The 22,085-nt window shown below is 37.6% G+C and carries 20 protein-coding genes and 4 tRNA genes; 18 read left to right on the top strand and 6 right to left on the bottom strand.

What is annotated here, in order from left to right; all coding sequences use genetic code 11:
• Positions 1-283: 283 nt before the first annotated feature.
• Positions 284-1,201 carry a nuclease-related domain-containing protein gene (locus QNH17_RS29725; RefSeq protein WP_283876863.1) on the bottom strand — a complete coding sequence of 306 codons (918 nt, stop codon included), beginning with the start codon at positions 1,199-1,201 and terminating at the stop codon, positions 284-286.
• A gap of 212 nt (positions 1,202-1,413) precedes the next feature.
• Between QNH17_RS29725 and QNH17_RS29720 the strand changes: the two genes are divergently transcribed.
• The 14 genes from QNH17_RS29720 (at position 1,414) to rlmH (ending at position 13,366) form a co-directional block, all read left to right on the top strand.
• Entirely contained in the window at positions 1,414-2,706 is a 1,293-nt protein-coding gene (locus QNH17_RS29720; protein WP_283876862.1) for an adenylosuccinate synthase, read from the top strand.
• 402 nt (positions 2,707-3,108) lie between these two features.
• Positions 3,109-3,184: transfer RNA gene (locus QNH17_RS29715), tRNA-Lys, on the top strand.
• A 13-nt stretch (positions 3,185-3,197) separates the two neighbouring features.
• Positions 3,198-3,269 (top strand) — tRNA-Glu (locus QNH17_RS29710).
• 65 nt (positions 3,270-3,334) lie between these two features.
• Positions 3,335-3,411: transfer RNA gene (locus QNH17_RS29705), tRNA-Asp, on the top strand.
• A gap of 7 nt (positions 3,412-3,418) precedes the next feature.
• Positions 3,419-3,491: transfer RNA gene (locus tag QNH17_RS29700), tRNA-Phe, on the top strand.
• A 240-nt stretch (positions 3,492-3,731) separates the two neighbouring features.
• A complete protein-coding gene (locus tag QNH17_RS29695) occupies positions 3,732-5,150 on the top strand; it encodes a peptidoglycan DD-metalloendopeptidase family protein (protein ID WP_283876861.1) in 1,419 nt (472 codons plus the stop codon).
• Positions 5,151-5,431: 281 nt separating this feature from the next.
• Complete coding sequence (gene yycF / locus QNH17_RS29690; protein ID WP_283876860.1) at positions 5,432-6,142, top strand: response regulator YycF; 711 nt, start codon at positions 5,432-5,434, stop codon at positions 6,140-6,142.
• A 5-nt stretch (positions 6,143-6,147) separates the two neighbouring features.
• Positions 6,148-7,974 (top strand): cell wall metabolism sensor histidine kinase WalK, encoded by a 1,827-nt coding sequence (gene walK / locus QNH17_RS29685; RefSeq protein WP_283876859.1) that lies wholly within the window; start codon positions 6,148-6,150, stop codon positions 7,972-7,974.
• Complete coding sequence (locus tag QNH17_RS29680; protein ID WP_283876858.1) at positions 7,971-9,293, top strand: YycH family regulatory protein; 1,323 nt, start codon at positions 7,971-7,973, stop codon at positions 9,291-9,293. Before walK ends, QNH17_RS29680 begins: the two co-directional genes overlap by 4 nt.
• Complete coding sequence (locus tag QNH17_RS29675) at positions 9,280-10,080, top strand: two-component system regulatory protein YycI (protein ID WP_283876857.1); 801 nt, start codon at positions 9,280-9,282, stop codon at positions 10,078-10,080. Before QNH17_RS29680 ends, QNH17_RS29675 begins: the two co-directional genes overlap by 14 nt.
• A gap of 6 nt (positions 10,081-10,086) precedes the next feature.
• Positions 10,087-10,881 (top strand): MBL fold metallo-hydrolase, encoded by a 795-nt coding sequence (locus QNH17_RS29670; protein WP_283876856.1) that lies wholly within the window; start codon positions 10,087-10,089, stop codon positions 10,879-10,881.
• Positions 10,882-11,229: 348 nt separating this feature from the next.
• Positions 11,230-12,477 carry a S1C family serine protease gene (locus QNH17_RS29665; RefSeq protein ID WP_283876855.1) on the top strand — a complete coding sequence of 416 codons (1,248 nt, stop codon included), beginning with the start codon at positions 11,230-11,232 and terminating at the stop codon, positions 12,475-12,477.
• 143 nt (positions 12,478-12,620) lie between these two features.
• The gene (locus QNH17_RS29660; RefSeq protein ID WP_395947779.1) at positions 12,621-12,785 is read left to right on the top strand and encodes a CxxH/CxxC protein; all 165 of its coding nucleotides are present in this window, start codon (positions 12,621-12,623) and stop codon (positions 12,783-12,785) included.
• A 101-nt stretch (positions 12,786-12,886) separates the two neighbouring features.
• The gene (rlmH, locus tag QNH17_RS29655; RefSeq protein ID WP_283876854.1) at positions 12,887-13,366 is read left to right on the top strand and encodes a 23S rRNA (pseudouridine(1915)-N(3))-methyltransferase RlmH; all 480 of its coding nucleotides are present in this window, start codon (positions 12,887-12,889) and stop codon (positions 13,364-13,366) included.
• A gap of 100 nt (positions 13,367-13,466) precedes the next feature.
• On the opposite strand, the gene QNH17_RS29650 is transcribed toward rlmH, so the two are convergent.
• The 4 genes from QNH17_RS29650 to QNH17_RS29635 form a co-directional block, all read right to left on the bottom strand.
• Positions 13,467-15,407, bottom strand: a complete 1,941-nt coding sequence (locus tag QNH17_RS29650) for an ABC transporter permease (RefSeq protein WP_283876853.1) — start codon at positions 15,405-15,407, stop codon at positions 13,467-13,469.
• A complete protein-coding gene (locus QNH17_RS29645) occupies positions 15,397-16,158 on the bottom strand; it encodes an ABC transporter ATP-binding protein (RefSeq protein ID WP_045514601.1) in 762 nt (253 codons plus the stop codon). The genes QNH17_RS29650 and QNH17_RS29645 overlap by 11 nt, the downstream gene beginning before the upstream one ends.
• Before the next feature lie 98 nt (positions 16,159-16,256).
• On the bottom strand, positions 16,257-17,261 hold the full coding sequence (locus QNH17_RS29640) for a sensor histidine kinase (protein ID WP_283876852.1): 1,005 nt from the start codon (positions 17,259-17,261) through the stop codon (positions 16,257-16,259).
• Complete coding sequence (locus tag QNH17_RS29635; protein WP_283876851.1) at positions 17,258-17,950, bottom strand: response regulator transcription factor; 693 nt, start codon at positions 17,948-17,950, stop codon at positions 17,258-17,260. The genes QNH17_RS29640 and QNH17_RS29635 overlap by 4 nt, the downstream gene beginning before the upstream one ends.
• A gap of 360 nt (positions 17,951-18,310) precedes the next feature.
• On the opposite strand from QNH17_RS29635, the gene QNH17_RS29630 reads away from it, so the two are divergent.
• The 4 genes from QNH17_RS29630 (at position 18,311) to QNH17_RS29615 (ending at position 20,694) form a co-directional block, all read left to right on the top strand.
• Entirely contained in the window at positions 18,311-18,955 is a 645-nt protein-coding gene (locus QNH17_RS29630; RefSeq protein WP_283876850.1) for a TetR/AcrR family transcriptional regulator, read from the top strand.
• Between the two features lie 77 nt (positions 18,956-19,032).
• Positions 19,033-19,770 carry an ATP-binding cassette domain-containing protein gene (locus QNH17_RS29625; protein ID WP_283876849.1) on the top strand — a complete coding sequence of 246 codons (738 nt, stop codon included), beginning with the start codon at positions 19,033-19,035 and terminating at the stop codon, positions 19,768-19,770.
• Entirely contained in the window at positions 19,763-20,470 is a 708-nt protein-coding gene (locus QNH17_RS29620) for an ABC transporter permease (RefSeq protein ID WP_283876848.1), read from the top strand. The genes QNH17_RS29625 and QNH17_RS29620 overlap by 8 nt, the downstream gene beginning before the upstream one ends.
• Before the next feature lie 5 nt (positions 20,471-20,475).
• Entirely contained in the window at positions 20,476-20,694 is a 219-nt protein-coding gene (locus QNH17_RS29615) for a hypothetical protein (protein ID WP_283876847.1), read from the top strand.
• A gap of 115 nt (positions 20,695-20,809) precedes the next feature.
• Here the strand turns inward: QNH17_RS29615 and QNH17_RS29610 are convergent, their stop codons facing one another.
• Positions 20,810-22,000 (bottom strand): MFS transporter, encoded by a 1,191-nt coding sequence (locus QNH17_RS29610; RefSeq protein ID WP_283876846.1) that lies wholly within the window; start codon positions 21,998-22,000, stop codon positions 20,810-20,812.
• Positions 22,001-22,085: the final 85 nt, after the last annotated feature.

Below are 22,085 nucleotides of genomic sequence, written 5' to 3'. Positions count from 1 at the left end.
GTATGAAGCCCGTTTGCAGTAAAAAAAGAGCCCAACGGTAACCATAGGGGCCGTATGAAGCTCGTTTGCAGTAAAAAAAGAGCCCAACGGTAACCATAGGGGCCGTATGAAGCCCGTTTGCAGTAAAAAAGGAGCCCAACGGTAACCATAGGGGCCGTATGAAGCCCGTTTGCAGTAAAAAAGGAGCCCAACGGTAACCATAGGGGTCGTATGAAGCCCGTTGAGGTAAAAAAAGGAGTCCAATGGTATCCATAGATTTTAATAAAAGGGTAATTAAATGAACTTAATCATTTGGTAGAACATAATTTGCAGATTTACCATGGCCAACTAGCTTATAGTGCTTCCCTAGTATCCTCCTAATAGTCTTCTCCGATTTAACAATCCTACACCAATCAAGAACTATTTTTGTGGTAATTTTTTGATCAGGGAAAAGAAGCGATAATTCAGTGACACTCCTTAGCACTGCTGACTCCACTTCCTCTGTGCATCCGCAATGGCCACATGTTAGTTTCGATCCATGTATTTCAGAAAAAAGGGAGAAACACTTCGAGCAGAGGATTCCTTTTTCCAGCTGATCATAATCGTAGGCTGGTAAGTGCGGATAAGGTGACTCTACTATATGAAGTGCTACTAGTTGTTCAGCTAACTTGTAGTGTCTTTTATTCAGTTTTACGGACCTTGCATTCAACTTTTTCAAAAAGCGGTTCAATTGTGAATGAAAAACAAGAGATGGATTAATAGTGGTTATATATAAATGAAATTCGGGGTTAATGAAGATGAGATAGGGTTCAAGCGGATAATGGCAGTTAAGATCACGGAGTAATGAACGAAATAGTATAACACAACGATTTTGTTGGTGTACTGGATTCTTCATATCTTTTTTAGCACTTGTATACCAATTTTCACCTTCAGCAGAATAGTCGCCTTCAAAGTTTTTTATATCCAAAGGGTAAATTTTATCCTGGGATAGCAGTAGCGTATCAATCTGAAATTTAGAATTGTTATATTCAAGTAATAAATCATGGATGACCAGCCACTCCTCTGAGAGCCCTTCTAACCATTGATCACTCTTTTGCTCACCTTCAAATCCCTTTCTGAGCCTTGTATAATTCCTAACATCCTTTTCGGATAAATTCATTCGAGCATTTAATGAACGCAACAGAGTAATTTCCAATAGTTCCACGCGAGATTTAAATAGCATATGTCACATCCTATTCGTTATTTTAATAAAACTATAATTCTATTTTATGGAAAAATTACCAAACCTACAAGATAGATTCATAAATTAATATTTTACGAACGTAATATTATAGATTCATATAAATGTTCGTGTTTAGGTTGCTTTTGGTTATAAAAATTGGTAAAATGGTGTTTGGAAAATAGTAAAGCGTATTTAATTTGGAGGTGCCTTATATGTCATCAGTAGTAGTTGTTGGAACTCAATGGGGAGATGAAGGTAAGGGGAAAATCACAGATTTCCTTTCTGAAAATGCCGAAGCAATCGCCCGATATCAGGGAGGAAATAATGCTGGCCACACCATAAAGTTCAACGGAGAAACGTACAAATTGCACCTAATTCCATCTGGAATTTTTTATAAAGAAAAAATCTGTGTCATCGGAAACGGAATGGTTGTTGATCCGAAGGCACTTGTAGCAGAACTTGCTTATTTACATGAAAAAGGTATTACCACCGATAATCTTCGCATTAGTAATCGTGCCCATGTCATTCTTCCATATCACTTAAAACTTGATGCGGTTGAGGAAGAAAGTAAGGGTGCCAACAAAATCGGTACCACCAAAAAAGGAATTGGACCAGCTTACATGGATAAAGCAGCGCGCGTAGGTATTCGAATTGCTGACCTGCTAGAACGCGATGTGTTTGAAGAAAAGCTTGAACGTAATTTGGAAGAGAAGAACCGTTTGTTTGAGCGTATTTATGAAACAACAGGATTTACGAAAGAAGAAATCCTTGACGAGTATTATGAATATGGTCAACAAGTAAAACAATATGTTTGTGATACATCTGTGGTCTTGAATGATGCATTAGATGAAGGCAAAAGGGTTCTTTTTGAAGGCGCTCAAGGGGTTATGCTTGATATTGACCAAGGTACCTACCCATTTGTTACTTCTTCTAATCCTGTAGCTGGCGGTGTTACAATTGGTTCCGGAGTGGGTCCATCGAAGATTACCCATGTCGTTGGAGTGTGCAAAGCTTACACTTCTCGTGTGGGTGACGGGCCATTCCCGACAGAATTAAATAATGAAATCGGCAATCAGATCCGTGAAGTTGGCCGTGAATATGGTACCACAACAGGCCGTCCTCGCCGTGTTGGCTGGTTTGACAGTGTCGTTGTACGCCATGCCCGCCGTGTAAGTGGCCTAACGGACCTGTCCCTCAATTCTATTGATGTTTTAACAGGGATTGAAACACTAAAAATTTGTACAGCGTATAGTTATAATGGTGAGCTTATTACGGAATATCCAGCAAGCTTGAAGGTATTAGCACAGTGTGAACCAGTTTATGAAGAGCTGCCAGGCTGGACAGAAGATATTACGGGCGTTAAAACTTTAGACGAGTTGCCATTAAATGCCCGTCATTATGTAGAACGCGTGACTCAATTAACTGGAATTCCATTAACTACGTTTTCAGTTGGGCCAGATCGTAATCAAACAAATGTCGTCCGCAGCCCTTGGAGACAAATATAAAAGCGGAAGCGCCTTGTTCAGGGGCGACAGGCATAAGACGAGCCGGCGTGAAGGTTGCTTTTTAACCTTCATGACGGATTGGCTTATGACCCCGAGCCCCTAGGCGCTGGAGCTAGACAATTTAACTTTGAACTTACTAATGAAGCCCTCATTTTTGAGGGCTTCAAACTTTTTAAAAAAGTTTTTTAAAAAAAGTATTGCCTTTAGTGTATAGTCCGTGCTATTATAAAAAGCGTCGTCACGATACGATAACTAGTACGAGCCATTAGCTCAGTTGGTAGAGCACGATCGAATAAGCTTCCTTGAAACAGCTTCAGGGCACACGCCGAGTTGCTGCTTGAATAAGCTTTCTGAGGCGTGGGCATCCGACAGAAATATAGGTTTAGGGAATTATTTTAGTACGAGCCATTAGCTCAGTTGGTAGAGCATCTGACTTTTAATCAGAGGGTCGAAGGTTCGAGTCCTTCATGGCTCACCATTTATATTTTTATGGCCCCTTGGTCAAGTGGTTAAGACACCTCCCTTTCACGGAGGTAACACGGGTTCGAATCCCGTAGGGGTCATGGCTTTTGATTGTCAGTAAATGGCTGGCAAGGACGGTCTCCTTGCTGACAATCAATTTAATATTGGTCTGGTAGTTCAGTTGGTTAGAATGCCTGCCTGTCACGCAGGAGGTCGCGGGTTCGAGTCCCGTCCAGACCGCCATATAAGTGGCTCAGTAGCTCAGTCGGTAGAGCAAAGGACTGAAAATCCTTGTGTCGGCGGTTCGATTCCGTCCTGAGCCATAAAAAAAGGAAGCTTGCAAATGCATGCTTCTTTTTTTTTGCTATATCCTCTTTTTACAAAAATGAACAGTTCCTCCCTGCTAATAATGTCAGTAATTATACAGTTTTGTTACAGTATAAAGACTATTAATCTATTTACAGAAAGTTATGGTAAAGTGGAGAAGGTCTAAAATTCTGGGAACTTCTTTAATAGTAAATTCAATAGATTAAGAGTGTTTTACCGTGGTTTAGGGAGGAAAAATGTTATTTTTAGATAAAATATTACAAACAAAAAAGTTATTACTTAAAACAACACTTGTGACAGCCATGGCATCTTCACTGATTGCCTTTAGTAACGGTCCGGTTGCATTGGCTGATTCGTCCGAATCATCGAGGGATTATCATGTCTATCTTGAAGGTACATATATAGGTAATGTTGCGGATAAAAGCGTAGTAAATAAAATCATTGCTAAAAAAGCCGCAGATACTGATTTTATGCAGCAAATTCAAGACGTTCCATATCAAGTATTTCCAACGGCTGAAACGGAGACAGAAACCGTTCAGACCATCCGAAATATCTTCCAGCTTCAAACAGAGGCGTCTGCCATCATGATTGACGGGAAACCAGTTGCTTATGTAGAAAATCAATCGACAGCGGAAGAAGTTATGAAGAAACTAATTCAACAATACGTGCCTGAGGATCAATTAACTGAACTTAAGGCTCGAAAAGCTTCTGACAATACGAGTGTACCGGCATTAAAAGAAAATGAGTCTCGCTTATTAGACGTACGCCTATCTAAAAATGTTTCATTTTCAAATGAAGATACTGCTCCTAGGAAAATTATGTCTGCAGAGGAAGCAGTGATTTTTTTACAAAAAGGGACTTTAGAAGAAAAGATATATGTGATTCAAAAAGGCGATGTACTTGAAATTATTGCCCATGATCACCATATGAAGATGGCGGACATCTTAGCGGTGAATCCCGGTCTATCTGAAGATAAACTTCTAAAGATTGGGCAGAAAATTAATATGACGGTTCCAAAACCATTTATTGAAGTGATTGTGGAAAAAGAAGTAAATAAAAAGGAAGAAATCCCTTATAAAAAGAATGTAATTGAGGATAAAACTCTGTTAAAGGGGAAAACAAAAGTAAAACAAGAAGGTAAAAAAGGCGCTCGCTCCGTTACCTATAAAATCTCTGAACAAAATGGTGTAACCGTAAACAAGGACGAGGTCAATGAAACAATCCTTGAACAGCCAGTTAATGAGATTGTCATCAAGGGAACAAAGGTTATTCCATCACGCGGCGACGGTACCTTTGCCTGGCCAACAGTGGGTGGCTATATTTCCAGTAAGCAAGGTCCTAGATGGGGCAGAATGCACAAAGGGATTGATATTGCTAGACCAAGCAACAGAACCATCAAGGCAGCTGATAATGGCGTGGTTGTTTCTGCAGGCTGGGGGGGCGGTTATGGTAATAAAATTGTAATTGACCATCGAAATGGTTACCGTACCCTTTATGGGCATATGTCATCGCTTAAGGTTCACGTAGGTCAGAAGGTTTCCAAGGGTTCCGCCATTGGAATTATGGGGGCTACCGGAGATGCTACTGGTGTTCACTTGCATTTTGAAGTCTATAAAAACGGCAGCTTGGTAAACCCACTTTCTTATTTAAGATAAAAGATGAGTCTCTAGCTTAATGCTAGAGGCTTTTATTATGGATACACAAAAATTAATTATGGATAATTTGAAATAGTTCTCTGAGTCCAGCTCCAGCGCCTAGGGGCTCGGGGTCATAAGCCCCTGAGCAAGGCGCTTGCGCTTTTTTAATCTTCCAGTCTTACCAAATGGTAATAGGTGAATTTATATGAATAACATGATACAGTAAAATAGTATAGTTATGACTCCTAGTCCTATTTGATTAAATAGATGAAAATAAAAAATTGAAAAGGAGCAAATGTATGGAAAAGAAAATTCTTGTTGTTGATGATGAAAAACCAATTGCTGATATTCTGCAATTTAACTTAAAAAAAGAAGGATACGTTGTCTATTGTGCTTATGACGGGAATGAAGCACTTGAATTGGTTGAAGAAATACAGCCAGACTTAATCCTTTTAGATATTATGCTTCCCTTACGAGACGGGATGGAAGTATGCCGTGAAGTCCGTAAGAAATATGAAATGCCGATTATTATGCTGACCGCCAAGGACTCCGAAATTGATAAAGTCTTAGGACTTGAGTTGGGTGCCGATGATTATGTGACGAAACCGTTTAGCACAAGAGAACTAATTGCTCGCGTTAAGGCTAATTTACGTCGTCATCAACAAATTCTGACACCGGCAGAAGCTGAATCTGAAACGAATGAAATTGAGATAGGATCACTGACCATTCATCCAGATGCCTATATCGTTTCAAAACGCGGTGAAACGATTGAGTTGACCCACCGTGAATTTGAATTGCTATTCTATTTAGCGAAACATATCGGCCAAGTGATGACAAGGGAACACCTTTTACAAACCGTTTGGGGTTACGATTACTATGGTGATGTAAGAACAGTCGATGTAACAGTGAGAAGATTGCGGGAAAAAATTGAGGACAGTCCTAGCCATCCGACTTGGATTGTGACACGGCGCGGGGTAGGATACTATTTGCGCAATCCTGAACAGGAGTAAAAGGAATGAAGAAGGTTGGTTTCTTTCGCTCTATACACGTAAAGTTCGTTATCATCTATGTCCTCCTTATATTAGTGGCCATGCAAATTATCGGTGTTTATTTTGTTAAACAGTTGGAGGAAACATTACGAACCAACTTCCAAACATCGTTAAAACAGAGGGTGGATTTGCTTGCCTATAATATTGTCGAGGAAATGGAGAAGGAGAGAACGCCTGAAGATCCAACACTCGAAGAAGATATCAAAAAAATCCTTAGGGACTTTGATGCAGGTGATATTTCAGAAGTTCAAGTAATTGAAAACAACTCCCTAAAAATTCTGGGTACCTCCCATCCAAGTAACCAAGGCGTGGTTGGTCAACGGACCACCAAACTTCAAGTGAAGCAATCGATGGTATTGGAAGAGGATCAAAGTTCCATTAATATCGATGAACAAACCGGACACAGGATTTGGGTCCTCTCTACACCGATTAAGTCAGGAAAAAAGGTTATCGGTGCCATTTACTTGGTAGCTAAAATTGAAAATGTTTTTGAACAAATGAAAACCATTAATAAGATTTTTGCCACTGGTACAGCAATTGCTCTATCCATTACTGCTCTGCTGGGCATCTTGTTAGCCCAAACTATCACTAGACCGATTGCTGATATGAAAAAGCAGGCGATAGCGATGACCAAGGGTAATTTTTCAAGAAAAGTTAAAGTATATGGAAATGATGAAATTGGAACTCTGGCGATTACCTTTAACAATTTAACGAAGAAACTGCAGGAAGCACAGGCTATGACCGAAGGGGAACGAAGAAAACTTTCCACTGTTTTGTCTTATATGACCGATGGTGTTATCGCCACCGACCGGAAAGGCCGGGTGATCTTGATTAATGAGCCTGCGGCGGAGATGCTGAATGTTTCACGTGAAACAGTGCTGACGCAGCCCATAGTAGACTTACTAGATTTAGACGATACCAATTCCTTTGAGGACTTATTGGAAGAAAAGGATTCGATTATTTTAGACTATAGTACGAAGAAAGAACGTTATTTTCTTCGTGCCAATTTCTCCGTGATTCAAAAAGAGACGGGCTTTGTCAATGGCTTAATTGCCGTTCTGCATGATATTACCGACCAAGAAAAAATAGATGCGGAACGGAGAGAGTTTGTCGCCAACGTATCCCATGAATTGCGGACACCGTTGACAACGATGAGGAGTTACTTAGAGGCCCTCGCAGATGGCGCCTGGCGTGATGAGGAGATTGCGCCGAACTTTTTAGAAGTGACGCGGACTGAAACGGAACGAATGATTCGTCTAGTGAATGACCTGCTCCAGCTTTCAAAAATGGATAGTACGGATTATCGACTGACGATTGAGTGGGTTAACTTTGTTGATTTCTTTGACCGCATCATCGACAGGTTCGAAATGTCAAAGGAACAAAACGTTTCTTTTAAACGAAAGCTGCCTAAGCAAGCGATCTTTGTTGAAGTTGATGAAGATAAAATGACACAGGTTTTATACAATATTATTTCCAATGCCTTAAAGTACTCGCCTGAAGGCGGTCAAGTCACTTTTTCGATTAAAGAAATGGACGATAAAATTATTGTGAGCATATCAGACCAAGGGGTTGGCATTCCAAAAGAGAATATTAAAAATATTTTTGACCGCTTTTATCGTGTCGATAAAGCGAGAACGCGGAAATTAGGCGGTACAGGTCTAGGCTTGGCAATTGCAAAGGAAATGGTTAATGCTCATGGCGGGGCAATCTGGGCAACAAGTGAGGAAGGAAAAGGAACAAAGATCTCCTTTTCACTCCCATATGAACGTTCTGAAGAGGATGATTGGTCATGAGATACGAAAATATTAAATCATGGATTCTAATCGTACTAGTCCTGGTCAGTATATTGTTAACTTGGAACCTTTGGACGTACCAACCGAACTATGAAACAATGGAAAGCAGCGATAATGTAAAAGAGGTCTCGTTAAGTGAAAAACAAGAGGTCCAAAAAATTATTAGACCTGATCTATTGCTTTACCATATAAAAGGTCAGCATTACGGAACGAATAACACAGCTGATATGGAAAAGGTAATTAAGGAACTCAGCCGTTGGGCTTTCTTTGATGTGAAAAAATATACGAATGAGGTCAAGGACATCAAGAAGTTAATCCATGATAGCGGCAATACGGAAATTATCTTTCCGGGAGAGGTTCCAATAGAGTTATATCGTAGTGTATTAAATATTGAAGGAAAAAAGATACCTACCTTCAACTTCAATCGAATCATTATTAATACAGAGAATTCCGCAAAGGAAAATGGAATTGTTTATTTTGTTTCCACCGAGAATCAACAGGTTTATATTAGTCACATCTCTTCTGCAAATTTAAGTGAGTTTAACCGCAATTTTTATTTGAAGGCAACGAAATACCCGCGTTATTTTGCTTTTCAAGCATCTGAAAAACGGACCATTTTCCTGCCTGAGGCGGCCACAGAGATGACAACCTATAAATATTTGCCTGTTACCCTTGATTCTGAAGAATTCAAAGAAGCCCTTTTTAGCGACCCTAGTTTTGTACAAAAGAGCTTTGTCCCATCAGGCGAAGAGTACACAAACGATTCTAGTAAAATGACGGTGAATTTTGAAAGTAATCTTCTTAGGTACGTCAATCCGACTGTAGAAGAGAATTTTATCAACACTTCATATGATTTAGTGAAACGAAGCATTGATTTTGTCAATCAACATGGCGGTTGGACAGACCCGTATCGCTATGTTGATAAAAATGAGTACACCCATACCGTCACTTTCCGTTTATATAGTATGGACGGCTATCCTGTCTTTAATGGAAATGGCATGACTGAAATTAGTGAGGTTTGGGGCCGCGATGAAATCAATAAGTATATTCGTCCAAATATAGCGCTTGAACTCCCATTAACCACAGAGATGGTAAAGGTGACCCGTCCTTCAGGGCACGATGCTTTGAAATTTTTACAAAACAAGAAGAATTTTAAACCGAGCCTTCTTGAGGATATGATCCTGGGCTATCGAATGGAACGAGATTCAAAGGAGAATAAACTAATCATCTTAGAACCTGCCTGGTTCTATCGCTATGGTAAATCATGGGGACAGATTACGATGGAAGACCTAGGAGGATCACAGCATGGATTGGAGTAAGATAAAAACTATTTTTATTATCACCTTCTTAATCTTAGATGTGTATCTCTTATACCAATTCATGAAAATCCGTGATGCTAATAAGTATGAGGTCATTTCTGAGGCCTCGTTTGAAGAAAAGTTAAAAGCAGATGAGATCACGTATAAAGACTTTCCTAAGGACCCGATTAAAGCCCAGTATCTTAGTGCAAAGCCTAAGGTGTTTACTCAGGTTGATACTGATAAGCTGAAAGGAAAATCTGAGGACATAAGGGGTACGGGAACGACAACGCTCCATGTCACACTAGAGAAGCCGATTAAGATCACGGCAAAATTTGAACCGGCCGAGCTGTCCACTTTTATAAATGACAATGTCCTTTTTGGTGAGGATTATCAATATGGGGAGAAAAGTGACAAGGATCAATCCATCACTTATTTTCAGACCGCAGAGAATGTCCCTTTATTTAAAAATATAAATGGGATGATTACATTTAAAATCGGTGATAAGAACCAGATTGTCTCCTATGATCAGACCTACCTGGTGGAAATGGAAAAGTTAACGGCCAAGGAAGAAATTTTGGCGCCGTTAAAGGCGATTGAAACCTTGCATCAGAAGGGAATGTTGAAGTCGAAGAGCAATATCACCAAGATTGAGCTTGGTTATTCCACACTCATTCAGTTGGCGGCTTCCCAAGTTTTAGCACCTACATGGCGCTTTGAGGTTGATGGCAAGGAGAGCCTATTTGTAAACGCATTTGAAGGGCAGATTATTCAATTTAACAGCGATGAAAAAAGTAAAGTGGAGTGAAATCGTATGTCTTTAAGTTATAGCATTCTTGCAAGCGGGAGTACAGGAAACGCTCTATATGTAGAGTCTGATGAGCATTCGTTTCTTGTGGATGCAGGGTTTAGCGGAAAGCAAATGGAGGCACTTTTTGGACAAATTGATCGTGATATTAGCAAGCTTTCCGGAATATTTGTGACGCATGAACACAGTGACCATATTAAAGGGATCGGTATTCTTGCTCGTAAATACCATTTGCCTGTATATGCGAACGAAAAAACATGGCGGGCAATGGAAAGTTCTGTTGGTGCCATTCCAACGGAACAAAAATTTGTTTTTAATATGGAAACAGTGAAGAGTTTTGGTTCTGTTGATATCGAGTCATTTGGAGTATCACATGATGCGGCGGAGCCGATGTTTTACGTATTCCACCATTCTGGTAAAAAACTCGTCCTTATCACGGACACGGGCTATGTTAGTGACCGAATGAAGGGAACCATTTCAAATGCCGATGTGTATATTTTTGAATCCAATCATGATGTGCAGATGCTGCGGATGGGCAGATATCCTTGGAATATTAAACGTAGGATTTTAAGTGATGTCGGCCATGTTTCCAATGAGGATGCAGCTTTAGCAATGAGTGATGTCATTGGCGATCAAACCAAGCGAATTTATCTTGCCCATTTAAGCGCAGATAATAACATGAAGGACTTAGCTAAAATGGCAGTTTCTCAAACCCTTCAAGAGCGAGGTCTAATTGTCGGCGAACAATTCAGCCTCTATGATACAGACCCGAAAATACCAACAGCATTAACAGCTGTGTAGTCTATTTAAAAGAACGAGGTGCCTTATTCCAGGTACCTCGTTCTTTTTTTGGCACCATGTTGATTGGAGCGGAAGGTGCGAGACTCCTACGGGAGCAGCGGGAAAGTTGAGACCCTACAGGTGCGTTGTGCCGAGGAGGCTCAACTCCCGCCCCGGAAAGCGAGCATCCTGAAGCGGAAGTCAACATGCAATATTAAAGAAGCGATTTATTAAAAATCTATGAACAAAGTCGTAAGTTTTTATTAATACATAGTAATTAATTAGTAATTTAAATAAGAGCGAGTATAATTGTAATTATAAGCCAAAATAAAAGGTAGCAATCTTTCGGAAAGTGAGGAATGGTGTAAAGTGGGTTATTATGATGATCAATCACAAAACCGCTTCAGGGAACAGAAAGGAAATAGAGGCGGAATATTCCTTGCCAGTGTTGTTGGGGCGATTCTTGGAGCCATTCTTGTTATTATTTCTATTCCTGCCCTATCAAATCGCGGGATTCTTCCCTATCAAATTGAAACAAATCAAAACAAGACATTAGAATCAACTACCAATAATAATAATCAGAATCAAAATTTCACTCAAAAACAGATTTCCTATGATGTGAACACAAACACAACGAAAGCAGTTGAGAAGGCGGCCGATGCCGTTGTCGGAATTAATAACATCCAGTCATCAAACTTTTGGTCAGATGATGAAGCGGCCTCAGAGGAAGAAGCAGCCGGAACAGGCTCAGGTGTGGTCTATAAGAAAGCAGGCGGAAAGGCTTACGTTGTCACGAATCACCATGTGGTTGAAGGAGCAACTAAGCTAGAAGTAAGCTTTAGCGATGGGACAAAGATTCCAGCTAAACTGCTAGGCAGTGATGTTTGGACGGATTTAGCGGTGCTCGAGGTTGATGCAGCTAAGATTAAAAAGGTTGCTGAGTTTGGTGATTCGGATAGTTTAAAAATGGGAGAACCGGTCATCGCGATCGGAAATCCGCTTGGTGCAACCTTCTCAGGGTCCGTCACACAAGGAATCATCTCTGGACTGAAGCGGACGATTCCTGTTGATATTAATCAAGATGGGATCATTGACTGGAATGCTGAAGTATTGCAAACAGATGCGGCAATCAATCCTGGTAACAGCGGCGGGGCATTGATTAATATTGCAGGCCAGCTTGTTGGAATTAACTCCATGAAGATTGCCCAAAATGCTGTTGAAGGAATTGGTTTATCGATTCCTATTAACTCAGCACGGCCGATCATTGATGACCTTGAAAAGTTTGGATCCGTTAAGCGTCCTTATATGGGCGTCGATTTAAAATCAGTCTCTGAAATTCCTGCCTACTACCAAGAAGAAGCGTTGAAATTACCTCGAGATATCAATTATGGCGTTGCTTTAAGGCAAGTTGTACCGAATTCTCCAGCGGCGCAAGCCGGTTTACAAGAATTAGATGTTATTGTTGAGATGGATGGGGAAAAAATTAATGACGTCATTGATCTTCGGAAGCATTTATACCAGAAAAAGAAAATTGGCGAGCAATTGAAGATTAAATTTTATCGCGATGGAAAGTTGAAGCAAACGACTTTAACCTTATCAGGAGATACAACCCAATAATGTTCGATAAAAAACAGGAAGGAACAAGTCACCTTCCTGTTTTTATTTGTGGTATTATTTATAGGTTATTGAGGGAACTTGTATGGCAGTTGCTTCTCCTGCAAACAATAATATTAAATAATACGTGTAAGAAAGGTTGACGGATGAAAATGATTTATAGTTGTGAGGAACATGTGGATATTGCCTTAGATGATATTGTGGATCAATTTGAGACATTTCCTGTTTTATCGAAAATAGATGGGGATAACTTATCAACACACTGTGAATATTGTCAAAATCAAGCTACATATGTTGTGGCGAACAAGTGATTTCATACAAGATGTGGATAGAAAGTGTGAATATGTGGATAACTTCTGTGGATATCTTGTTTGTAAACTGTTTGTAATAAAGTTGAAAAGGGCTGTGGATTGTGAATATCTCCATTATTACGGTTGGCAAATTAAAAGAAAAATATTTAAAGCAAGGTATTGAGGAATATTTAAAACGGCTGACAGCTTATGCAAAGGTAGACGTGATTGAAGTTCCTGATGAAAAAGCACCAGAAGTATTAAGTGACCTTGAAATGGTGCAAGTAAAGCAAAAAGAAGGCGAACGAATTTTAGCAAAGATTAGCCAAGATACATATGTCATTGCACTAGCGATTCAAGGCAAACTAGGATCATCCGAAGAACTAGCGGATTCACTAGATAAACTTGCAACCTATGGAAAAAGTAAAATCGCCTTCGTGATTGGCGGATCGCTGGGCTTGAGTGAGGAAGTAATCAAACGGTCGAATGAGCAGCTTTCCTTTTCACGGATGACCTTCCCCCATCAATTGATGAGGCTCATACTCGTTGAACAGATTTATCGAGCGTTTCGGATTAATCGTGGGGAACCGTATCATAAGTAAATGAGGTTTTTAACAGCTGAATGTAAAAGCTTAAAAAGTATGAGATAATTATAAATTGGGCTCCAGCCATATTGGACTGGAGCTTTATTATTTTCTATTATTATAGTGCTTCTTTTATTACTTTTTTGTAATAGAGTACAGATAGTATACCGAAAATTGAGTATAATGCGGTATATAATAACATGACAATCATCATCGGTGTCCACAATTCAGTACCAAACATGAACCATCCGGATTTTACTGCAAAATAACTATGGGTTAAGCCAATGACTAAAGGGATACCGAAATTAAAGATTTGCTTAGCTTGAATGCCTCTTAACAAGTCACCTTGTGTAAATCCAAGTTTTCTTAATATGGTATAGTTCGGCTTTTCTTCTTCGCTTTCATCCATTTGTTTAAAGTATAAAATACATCCAGATGTAACTAAAAAGGTTAATCCTAAAAATCCAACGATAAACATGATAAGACCCATGTTTCTTTTCTGATTATTGCTCATTTCTAGAAGTGAATTATTTTTACCATTAAAAGTCATATTTTGAAAAAGATCATTAGCTTCTTCTATATTGGCTTCCTCCTGCAAATCAATTCCAATATAAAGAGTCGATTCTTTTTGAAGCTCTGGGTTAAGGTCTTTTGTTAATCGCTCAAAAACAGTTTCATCCACAATTGCGACAGGTAATCCACCGCTTGTAAAATAGTATGATATGATGTATTCCTTCCTTAAGCCTAAATATTTTTGCGGTATCACTTCATTTTTCCCTTTTAATTCGATTTGACCTGAACTTTTTAGTGGCATAAATTTTTGTAGTAAATCATTATAACCTGTAAAAAGGGTTTCCCCTGCAGATAAATCAACATTAGTGACGGCCTTGTCACTGATGACAGGAATAGTCATATTCCTTGGATCAGAATTCAGCCCCTCTAATTTTGTTTCCGTTATATTTTCTAAGTTAGCATGTACTTGAATGACATCAATCATTTTTTCGTTATACTTAATTTCATTTTCTTTTAATGCTTCTTTAAAGCTTTCAGCATCCTGTTTATTTGTCATTGAAAAATCAGCAACCACATTATCTTGGGCTAATCTTTCTGCTGAGTAGTGCGAAATATAGCTTAAGGATAACAAGCCGATAGCAAGTGCGGATACGGTCGTAATAATGGTTAATAGTAAAGCATTTGATTTCATCCGAAACATAATAGATGAAAGAGACAATACTTCATTAATATTTAAATAACCATCTTTCTTTTTTCGTATAACAAAAAAGATAAATCGAACAGATCCTTTGTAAAAAAGATAAGTCCCGATAATAACAGATGCTAAAATGAAGATCATGGCTAAGAATAGTTCATTCATTGTTGTAAAGTCCCCACCAAATAATTTGGATGAAATATAATAGCCTATAAGGATCATTAAGATCCCTAAAATTCCGTAGATCATTTCAAAAAAAGACACTTTTTTAACTTTTTCTTCTGTCGATGAAAGAACTCTAAATAGAGATAAGATACTTTGTCTTTTAATAAATAAAAAATTTATCAACATGATAAAGAAATAGATTATAGTAAAAACAACAACAGTTTGAATCAATGCTTCTGTTGAAAATCTTAATGTGGCGACGTCCTCAACACCGGTAATTTTAAATAGGATCATCATGATTAATTTTGAAATAGAAAACCCGATAAAGATTCCAATGAGTAAGGAACCAAAATATAGAATAAAATTTTCAAGTGTAAGAATGCGAAAAATTCTGCTTTTTGTCATCCCTATTAACTGAAATAAACCAATTTCTTTACTGCGTCGTTTAATAAAAATGTTATTGGCGTATAAAAGAAAAATGGAGACAATCGCAACGAGTAAGACGGAAGCTGTCTTGATTGCAGCTGCCCCTTTAATCGAACCTTTTGTTTCATCCATTGCAGGATCAAATTGCAGCGTGACAAAGGCAAAATACAGTGCCACTGTAAAAACTAGGGCAAAAACATAGAGATAATAATTTTTCAAATTCTTTTTCAAGTTTTGAAGGATGAGATGATTAATGCTCATTTTGCACCCCGCCCAATACACCTTGTGTTTTCATGATGTCATGAAAGAAATCCTGTCTCGATTCCTCACCCTTCGTTAATTGAGTATAAATTTGGCCATCCTTAATAAATATGACCCGGCTGCAATAGCTGGCTGCAACTGCATCATGAGTGACCATTAGTATAGTGGCGTTTCGTTTTTGATTTAAATCGCTTAGTTTGTTTAACAAATCGGAAGCTGATTTTGAATCAAGCGCCCCCGTTGGTTCGTCAGCAAAAATAATGCTTGGTTCATGAATAAAGGCTCGAGCTGCAGATGTACGCTGTTTTTGACCACCGGAAATTTCATTTGGATATTTATCTTTTATATCATAAATGCCGAGCTCTTTAGCCAATGTATTAAATTTCTCATCTGCTTCTCTCTTGGCTGTTTTTGTAATCGATAATGGTAATAGAATATTTTCTTTGACTGTTAGGGTATCTAATAAGTTATATTCTTGAAAAATAAAACCTAAATGATTTTTTCGGAATTCTGCTAATTGCTTTTCTTTCATGGCTGTCATTTCTTTTCCTTCGATATAAATTGACCCGTTACTAACCTTATCAATTGAGGAAAGAATATTAAGTAAGGTTGTTTTCCCTGAACCCGATGCACCCATGATACTCACAAATTCCCCATTTTTAATGCTAACATCTAGACCCTTCAGTACGTCTTGTTTGTTAAATTTATTACCATAGCTTTTATGAATTTTTGTTGCTTCTAAAATATTCATATCCCACACCTCTTGATTTGATATTTTTATTATAGAGGGCTTCGCTGTCCGATTCCTTTGATTGACCATACAAATAATAAAAGCATGTGACAATTTTGTCACATGCCTGTGATATTTAGGAATTGATTTCTTTTTGGAAAGATTAAAGTGAAAGTTGTACCAATTCCTAATTTTGAATGTACATCTATATTTATTAATAATGGCTTTGCTACTTTTTTTGCTAAATATAATCCCATGCCTGTTGCAGCATTATCTTGATGTTTTGCCGTTGATGTAAAGCCTTTATCAAATATGCGCGGTAGATCCTTTAGGTCAATGCCGCGTCCAAAGTCCTCTACCTCAAGGATTGTTTGTTCCTTTTTTTGGTAACTCTTTATGATGATATCGGATGCCTCGCTATATTTTATGGCATTTGTTAAAAGCTGTCTGATGATAAAAGCCAGCCATTTGGCATCGCTAAGGACTTCGTTAACCTCAATATGTAAATCAAAGCCAATTCCTTTTTGAATACACCATGATTGTAAATCTTTAATTTCCTTAATGATTAAGGCTTTTAAATCTGTATTCTCAATATATAAATCATTTTCAATAAATGGTATACGTTTTTGGTGAAGCTGCTGATCAAGTAGTAGATGAATTCGTAACCATTCATAAATCAAATGAGCTTTCATTGTTTCATTTTCTAATCGATCAATCATTAATCGCATAGCGGTTAACGGTGTTTTAACTTCATGAATCCAAGATAATAATTCATCTTTCTCCAGCTCTAAGGACATCAGATTTTGTGAAGCAATCTGTTTCAACAATTCAGTCTGATTCGTAACACTATTCTCAATAATTTTTTCAAAAGGACTCTCTGGAGTAGAAATACTCGTTAAATCAAGATTGTTTTCCCACGCTTCTATACTTTTATAAAATTTAGTTTCCTTATTGTAGCGGATAATTAAAAATATGGTGAAAATAATCAATGATAAAAAGACAATATAGACGATAGGATCTAACGGGATTGTTGGATCAAAATAAGAGACAAGGATGATAAATAATTGTAGAAATAAAAATAGAATAATCCAGCCGAGCCTTTCAATTAAATATTTTTTAATCATCTAAAATTTTCCTCTTCTTTAGCGAGATAACCTTGACCAACCTTTGTTTCAATATACTGTCCTAAGCCAAGCTCCTCCAGTTTTTTTCGTAACCGGTTTACATTGACAGTTAAGGTATTATCACTCACAAAGCGCTCATCATCCCATAAGCTTTTGATTAATTCTTCTCGACTCACAATTTTATTCTTTTGTTCAATAAGAAGTTTTAAGATATAAATTTCATTCTTTGTAAGCTCAATTGAACCTGAGTCATTTGCAACAGTATTTTTTTCAAAATCTACTGTTGCACCGCACCATGCTTTAAGTGAAATTGGTTCATTATTGTAATTATATACTCGGCGAAGAATCGCCTGTATCTTAGCAATGAGAACATCAAAATGAAATGGCTTTTGAATGAAGTCATCCGCTCCAAGCTGCATAGACATCACCATATCGGTAGGATGATCACGTGAAGATAAAAATAGAATGGGAACGTTCGAAATGGATCGAATCATTCGACACCAATGAAACCCATCAAATTTTGGCAATTGAATATCAATAATGACTAAATCAGGTTTTATGATTGTAAATTCTTGAATCACTTTACTAAAATCATCAATACCATAAACATCGTAAGACCACCCAGTCAATCTTTCTTTGATTTCATTAAACAATGTTTTATCATCTTCTATTAGCAATAACTTAAACAAGGCAATCACCACACTTTTTACTTTTCCTTAATTGAATTGTATAGTAAAAATTTCCTGTGTGCCAGAGTGGAGGAATTTAATCGTAAATTGTTCTCATTTAGATACATTACGGTGAACCGTATCATAAGTAAATGAGGTTTTTAATTAAACTTCTTACATGAATATTTTTATACATTTTAACATGTGAAGTGTACAGCAACTGAAGTCATAATTATAATTCATGCGGTGGTAGCTTCCAGCCTCACCTTTACCGATATTGTATAAAAACCTCTATTCAAATTTTCTGCTAGTAATACTTTACATTTTTATTAATAAGGGATATTATACATACATATAAATGTATGTATGGAGGGTAGCATCTTGCCAAGAAATAAATATCCAGAAATAACAGTAAAAAGAATCTTGGACACAGCAACAAAGTTGTTTGTGGAAAAGGGATGGGAAGAAACTACCATTCAGGATATTGTAGATGATTTAGGGGATTTAACCAGAGGTGCATTTTACCATCACTTTAAATCTAAAGAGGATATAATTCAAGCTGTTCTCAATCGACTGGCAACTGAAAACGACCCGTTCAAAAGGTCTAAAAATATTTCTGGATTAAACGGACTAGAAAAGTTGAGAATGGCATTTTTACTGTCATTTGAAAATATTGGACAATTAGAAGCCGTTAAAACGATCCCAACAATCCTAAACAATCCCAAATTGATTGCCAAACAATTACAGGATTGTGTAAATTCAGGGGCTCCTGATATACTCGCCTTTATCGATGAAGGGGTAATGGATGGGTCTATTTCTGTTCAATATCCTAAGCAGGCATCTGAAACATTTATGTTATTGACCAATATTTGGTTAAGTCCTATTATCTTTTCAGTGGACACGGAGGAATATCTATTAAAAGCAAAACATTTACAAGAATTATTTAATAGTATCGGACTCCCAGTGATTGATGACCAGATACTTGATACTCTTAAAAAATTTCATGAATCTATTTTAAATATCTAAGTGGACTGCCTTTGGGCAGTTTACTTTTACACATATACATACATTTAAATGTATGTAACACTTTAGGAGGAATTGATATGGATTATGAATCTGCTGTAAAAGTATCTGGATTAGTAAAGACCTTCAATCAAAAAGAAGTCATAAGAAATTGTAACATGACTGTTGCAAAAGGAAGAGTTTATGGACTATTGGGCGTAAATGGAGCTGGAAAAACAACAATTTTTAAACTGCTATTAGGATTACTTCAGTCCACTGCCGGACGCATAGAAATTTTCAGTGAAGATATTCAGATTGGTAAAAACCGTATTCTAAGGGATGTAGGAAGTATGATAGAAACTCCCATTTTTTATGAACATTTATCCGCTATTGAAAATTTAGAAATTCATCTTTCCTATATGGGTATTCAAAATACAGATATTCAAAAAACGTTAGGAATAGTTGGGTTACATAATATAGGTAATCAACCCGTTTCTCAATTTTCTCTAGGTATGCGTCAGCGTTTAGGGATTGCAAGAGCAATCATCCATCATCCAAAACTTTTAATTTTGGATGAACCGATTAACGGGCTAGATCCAGTGGGAATACGGGAAATGAGGGAGCTTTTTCAAGACCTTGTAAAAAAACATGATATGACTATACTTGTTTCCAGCCATATTTTAAGTGAAATCGAACAAATCTCAGATGTTATAGGAATTATCGTAGATGGTAGCATTGTTGAAGAAATAGAGTTAGCCTATATCGAAAAGGATTTTGCAGATGGCTTAGAAGAATATTTTTTTAGTATTGTGAATGGAGGAATGAAACGAAATGATTAACCTATTGAAACTTGAATTGAAAAAGACAAATATTCGTACATACATTATTTCTGCCTCTATCATTGGAATCTGTATGTTAGGAATAATATATCTATTCGCCTATGCTCCAAAGATTGAGCCAAAAGATCCGGACATGAAAATGTTTGCAGGATATGAAAATATCATTCCATTATTTAGCACAATATGTATGTTTGCCTTCAGCTTATTATCATCTGTAATGTTTTCAAAAATAATAATTGAAGAATATTCAGGGAAACGCACTACTCTGCTATTCTCATACCCAGTCAGCAGAAGAAAAGTTTTTCTGGCAAAAATTGCTGTCGTTTCACTATTTGTGGCAACTGCAATGATCACCTCATGCATAAGTATATTTATTATTTTTGGTATTAGCGAATCCATTTCCCCAGTCGTAGATGGAAACATCACTTTTGAAATTATAAGCAGGGCTGCCAAAACCACATTTTATATGTCTATTTCTGCAGTTAGTGTTGGTATTATTTCTATGGCACTCGGCTTTATAAAAAAATCTATACCGACCACTATTATATCTTCAGTCTTGCTTTGCTCTCTACTAAGTAACGTCGTTGCAGGATCTATATCTGCGGATAGTCCAATCATTATTTTTACAATAATTCTTTTATTAATAAGTGTTCTTGTCATCAACATAATCACAAGAAAGATTAACTGCATGGAGGTATGAGAAATATGGAACAAAAAATTGAAAATCAAATAGATCATGCTCTTGAAAACCTCGCACCACTATTTTATCTGTCTAGTATAATAATAGGTATTCTTTTGGTCTTATTAGGAATTTCATTATATTTCCTTAAATCATCCAAAAAGAAGTTAAGAACTGTCTGCTTGATTTGTATAGGAATGGGTATATTCACCATACTCAGTGGTATGGTGCAAATGAAACTCTAACAGCAGCCATGAGCTAGAAGGAAAATAAAAGCGAGATTTAAGGAGCACAGCCTTTCTTCTTTAATAGAGTGTGCTAATTTTATTTAAAGGTTATTCCAAAAAACCCGCATGAAACTTATGCGGGTTTTGTTTGTTTTTGGTCTAAGTGATGGCTTAGAAAAGTTAAAAGACTTGCTAAGATAGCAATCAATCCGCCGACCAATGTCACACTCATCAAATTCCCTTGATGGTAAACCATTCCACCTACTGCGGAACCCAAGGCAATTCCGACATTGCTTGCGACTGGCATCAGAGAAGCAGCGAGTCCTGTCGCTTTTGGCTGATAAATGCCTGCAAGGTCAATCAAATAAAGCTGGGTAGATGTCGTTAAAAGGATGGCCATTAATGACATCAAGCCAATGTTAATCAATCCAAAGAGCAAATTATTTGTCGTCCAATATAAACTGACCAGAACGATTGCTTGGACAATAAAAACAATGCGAAGGCGACCAATCGCATTGAAGCTGGCAATTTTACCAGCAAGTATGTTGCTGAATATCGAAATAAATCCGTATCCAAACAATATCAAACTGATTAAATTATTCGGTGCTTCCATTCCATTCAGGATCGGTACAAGGTACGTATAAACGGCATACGTCGCTCCAAATCCTAAAGATGGAATGAAAAATGCCATTAAGATTCGCGGGTGTGTCAACAAAGAAAATTGATCACGCATGGAACTTCGAAATTGACTGAGCCGCTTAGGCAAAATGAAGAAAGATGCCAAAAACGCAATTCCCCCCAGAAAAGTTGTTAACAGAAAGGTTGCATTCCAGTTATACCATTCAGCGATGGCAGTTCCAATTGGTACTCCAACCACGTTTGCAAGAGTAAAGCCACCGAAAACAAATGATATAGCAAGTCCTCGTTTGGGGCTTGGAATGGTTTCACTTGCAACAATCATGGCAAGGGAGATTAAAACTCCTGTTACAATCGCCGTCAGCATCCGAAGTATAAGGAGCATGATGTAGTTCGTCGAAATCACACAGAAAGCATTCAGGATGATGAACGATCCTATTAAAAACAACATCCATTTACGCTTAGGAAAATGACTTGTTACGCTCATCACGAGCGGTGTGGCAATAGCAAACGTAATGGCAAACGCAGAAACAAGTGTCCCTGCTTTTGCATTTGCTATATGGAGACCTGAGGAAATATCGGTTAAGATCCCGACGATAACAAATTCGCTTGTTCCGAGAACAAATGTTAATAAAGAAAGTGTAAAGATGAGCAACCAATGTCGCTTGGATAATTCAGTAGAGTACATAAATACCTCTTTTCCTAGTTGAATGTTAATGTGAAACAAGGTAGTAAACAATTTAATTATCATACCACAAAACATTTTTACTAGG

The sequence above is a fragment of the Neobacillus sp. SuZ13 genome (assembly GCF_030123365.1).
In the GTDB taxonomy this organism is placed as follows: domain Bacteria; phylum Bacillota; class Bacilli; order Bacillales; family Cytobacillaceae; genus Neobacillus.
This window is presented reverse-complemented; position numbering and strand designations above follow the sequence as displayed.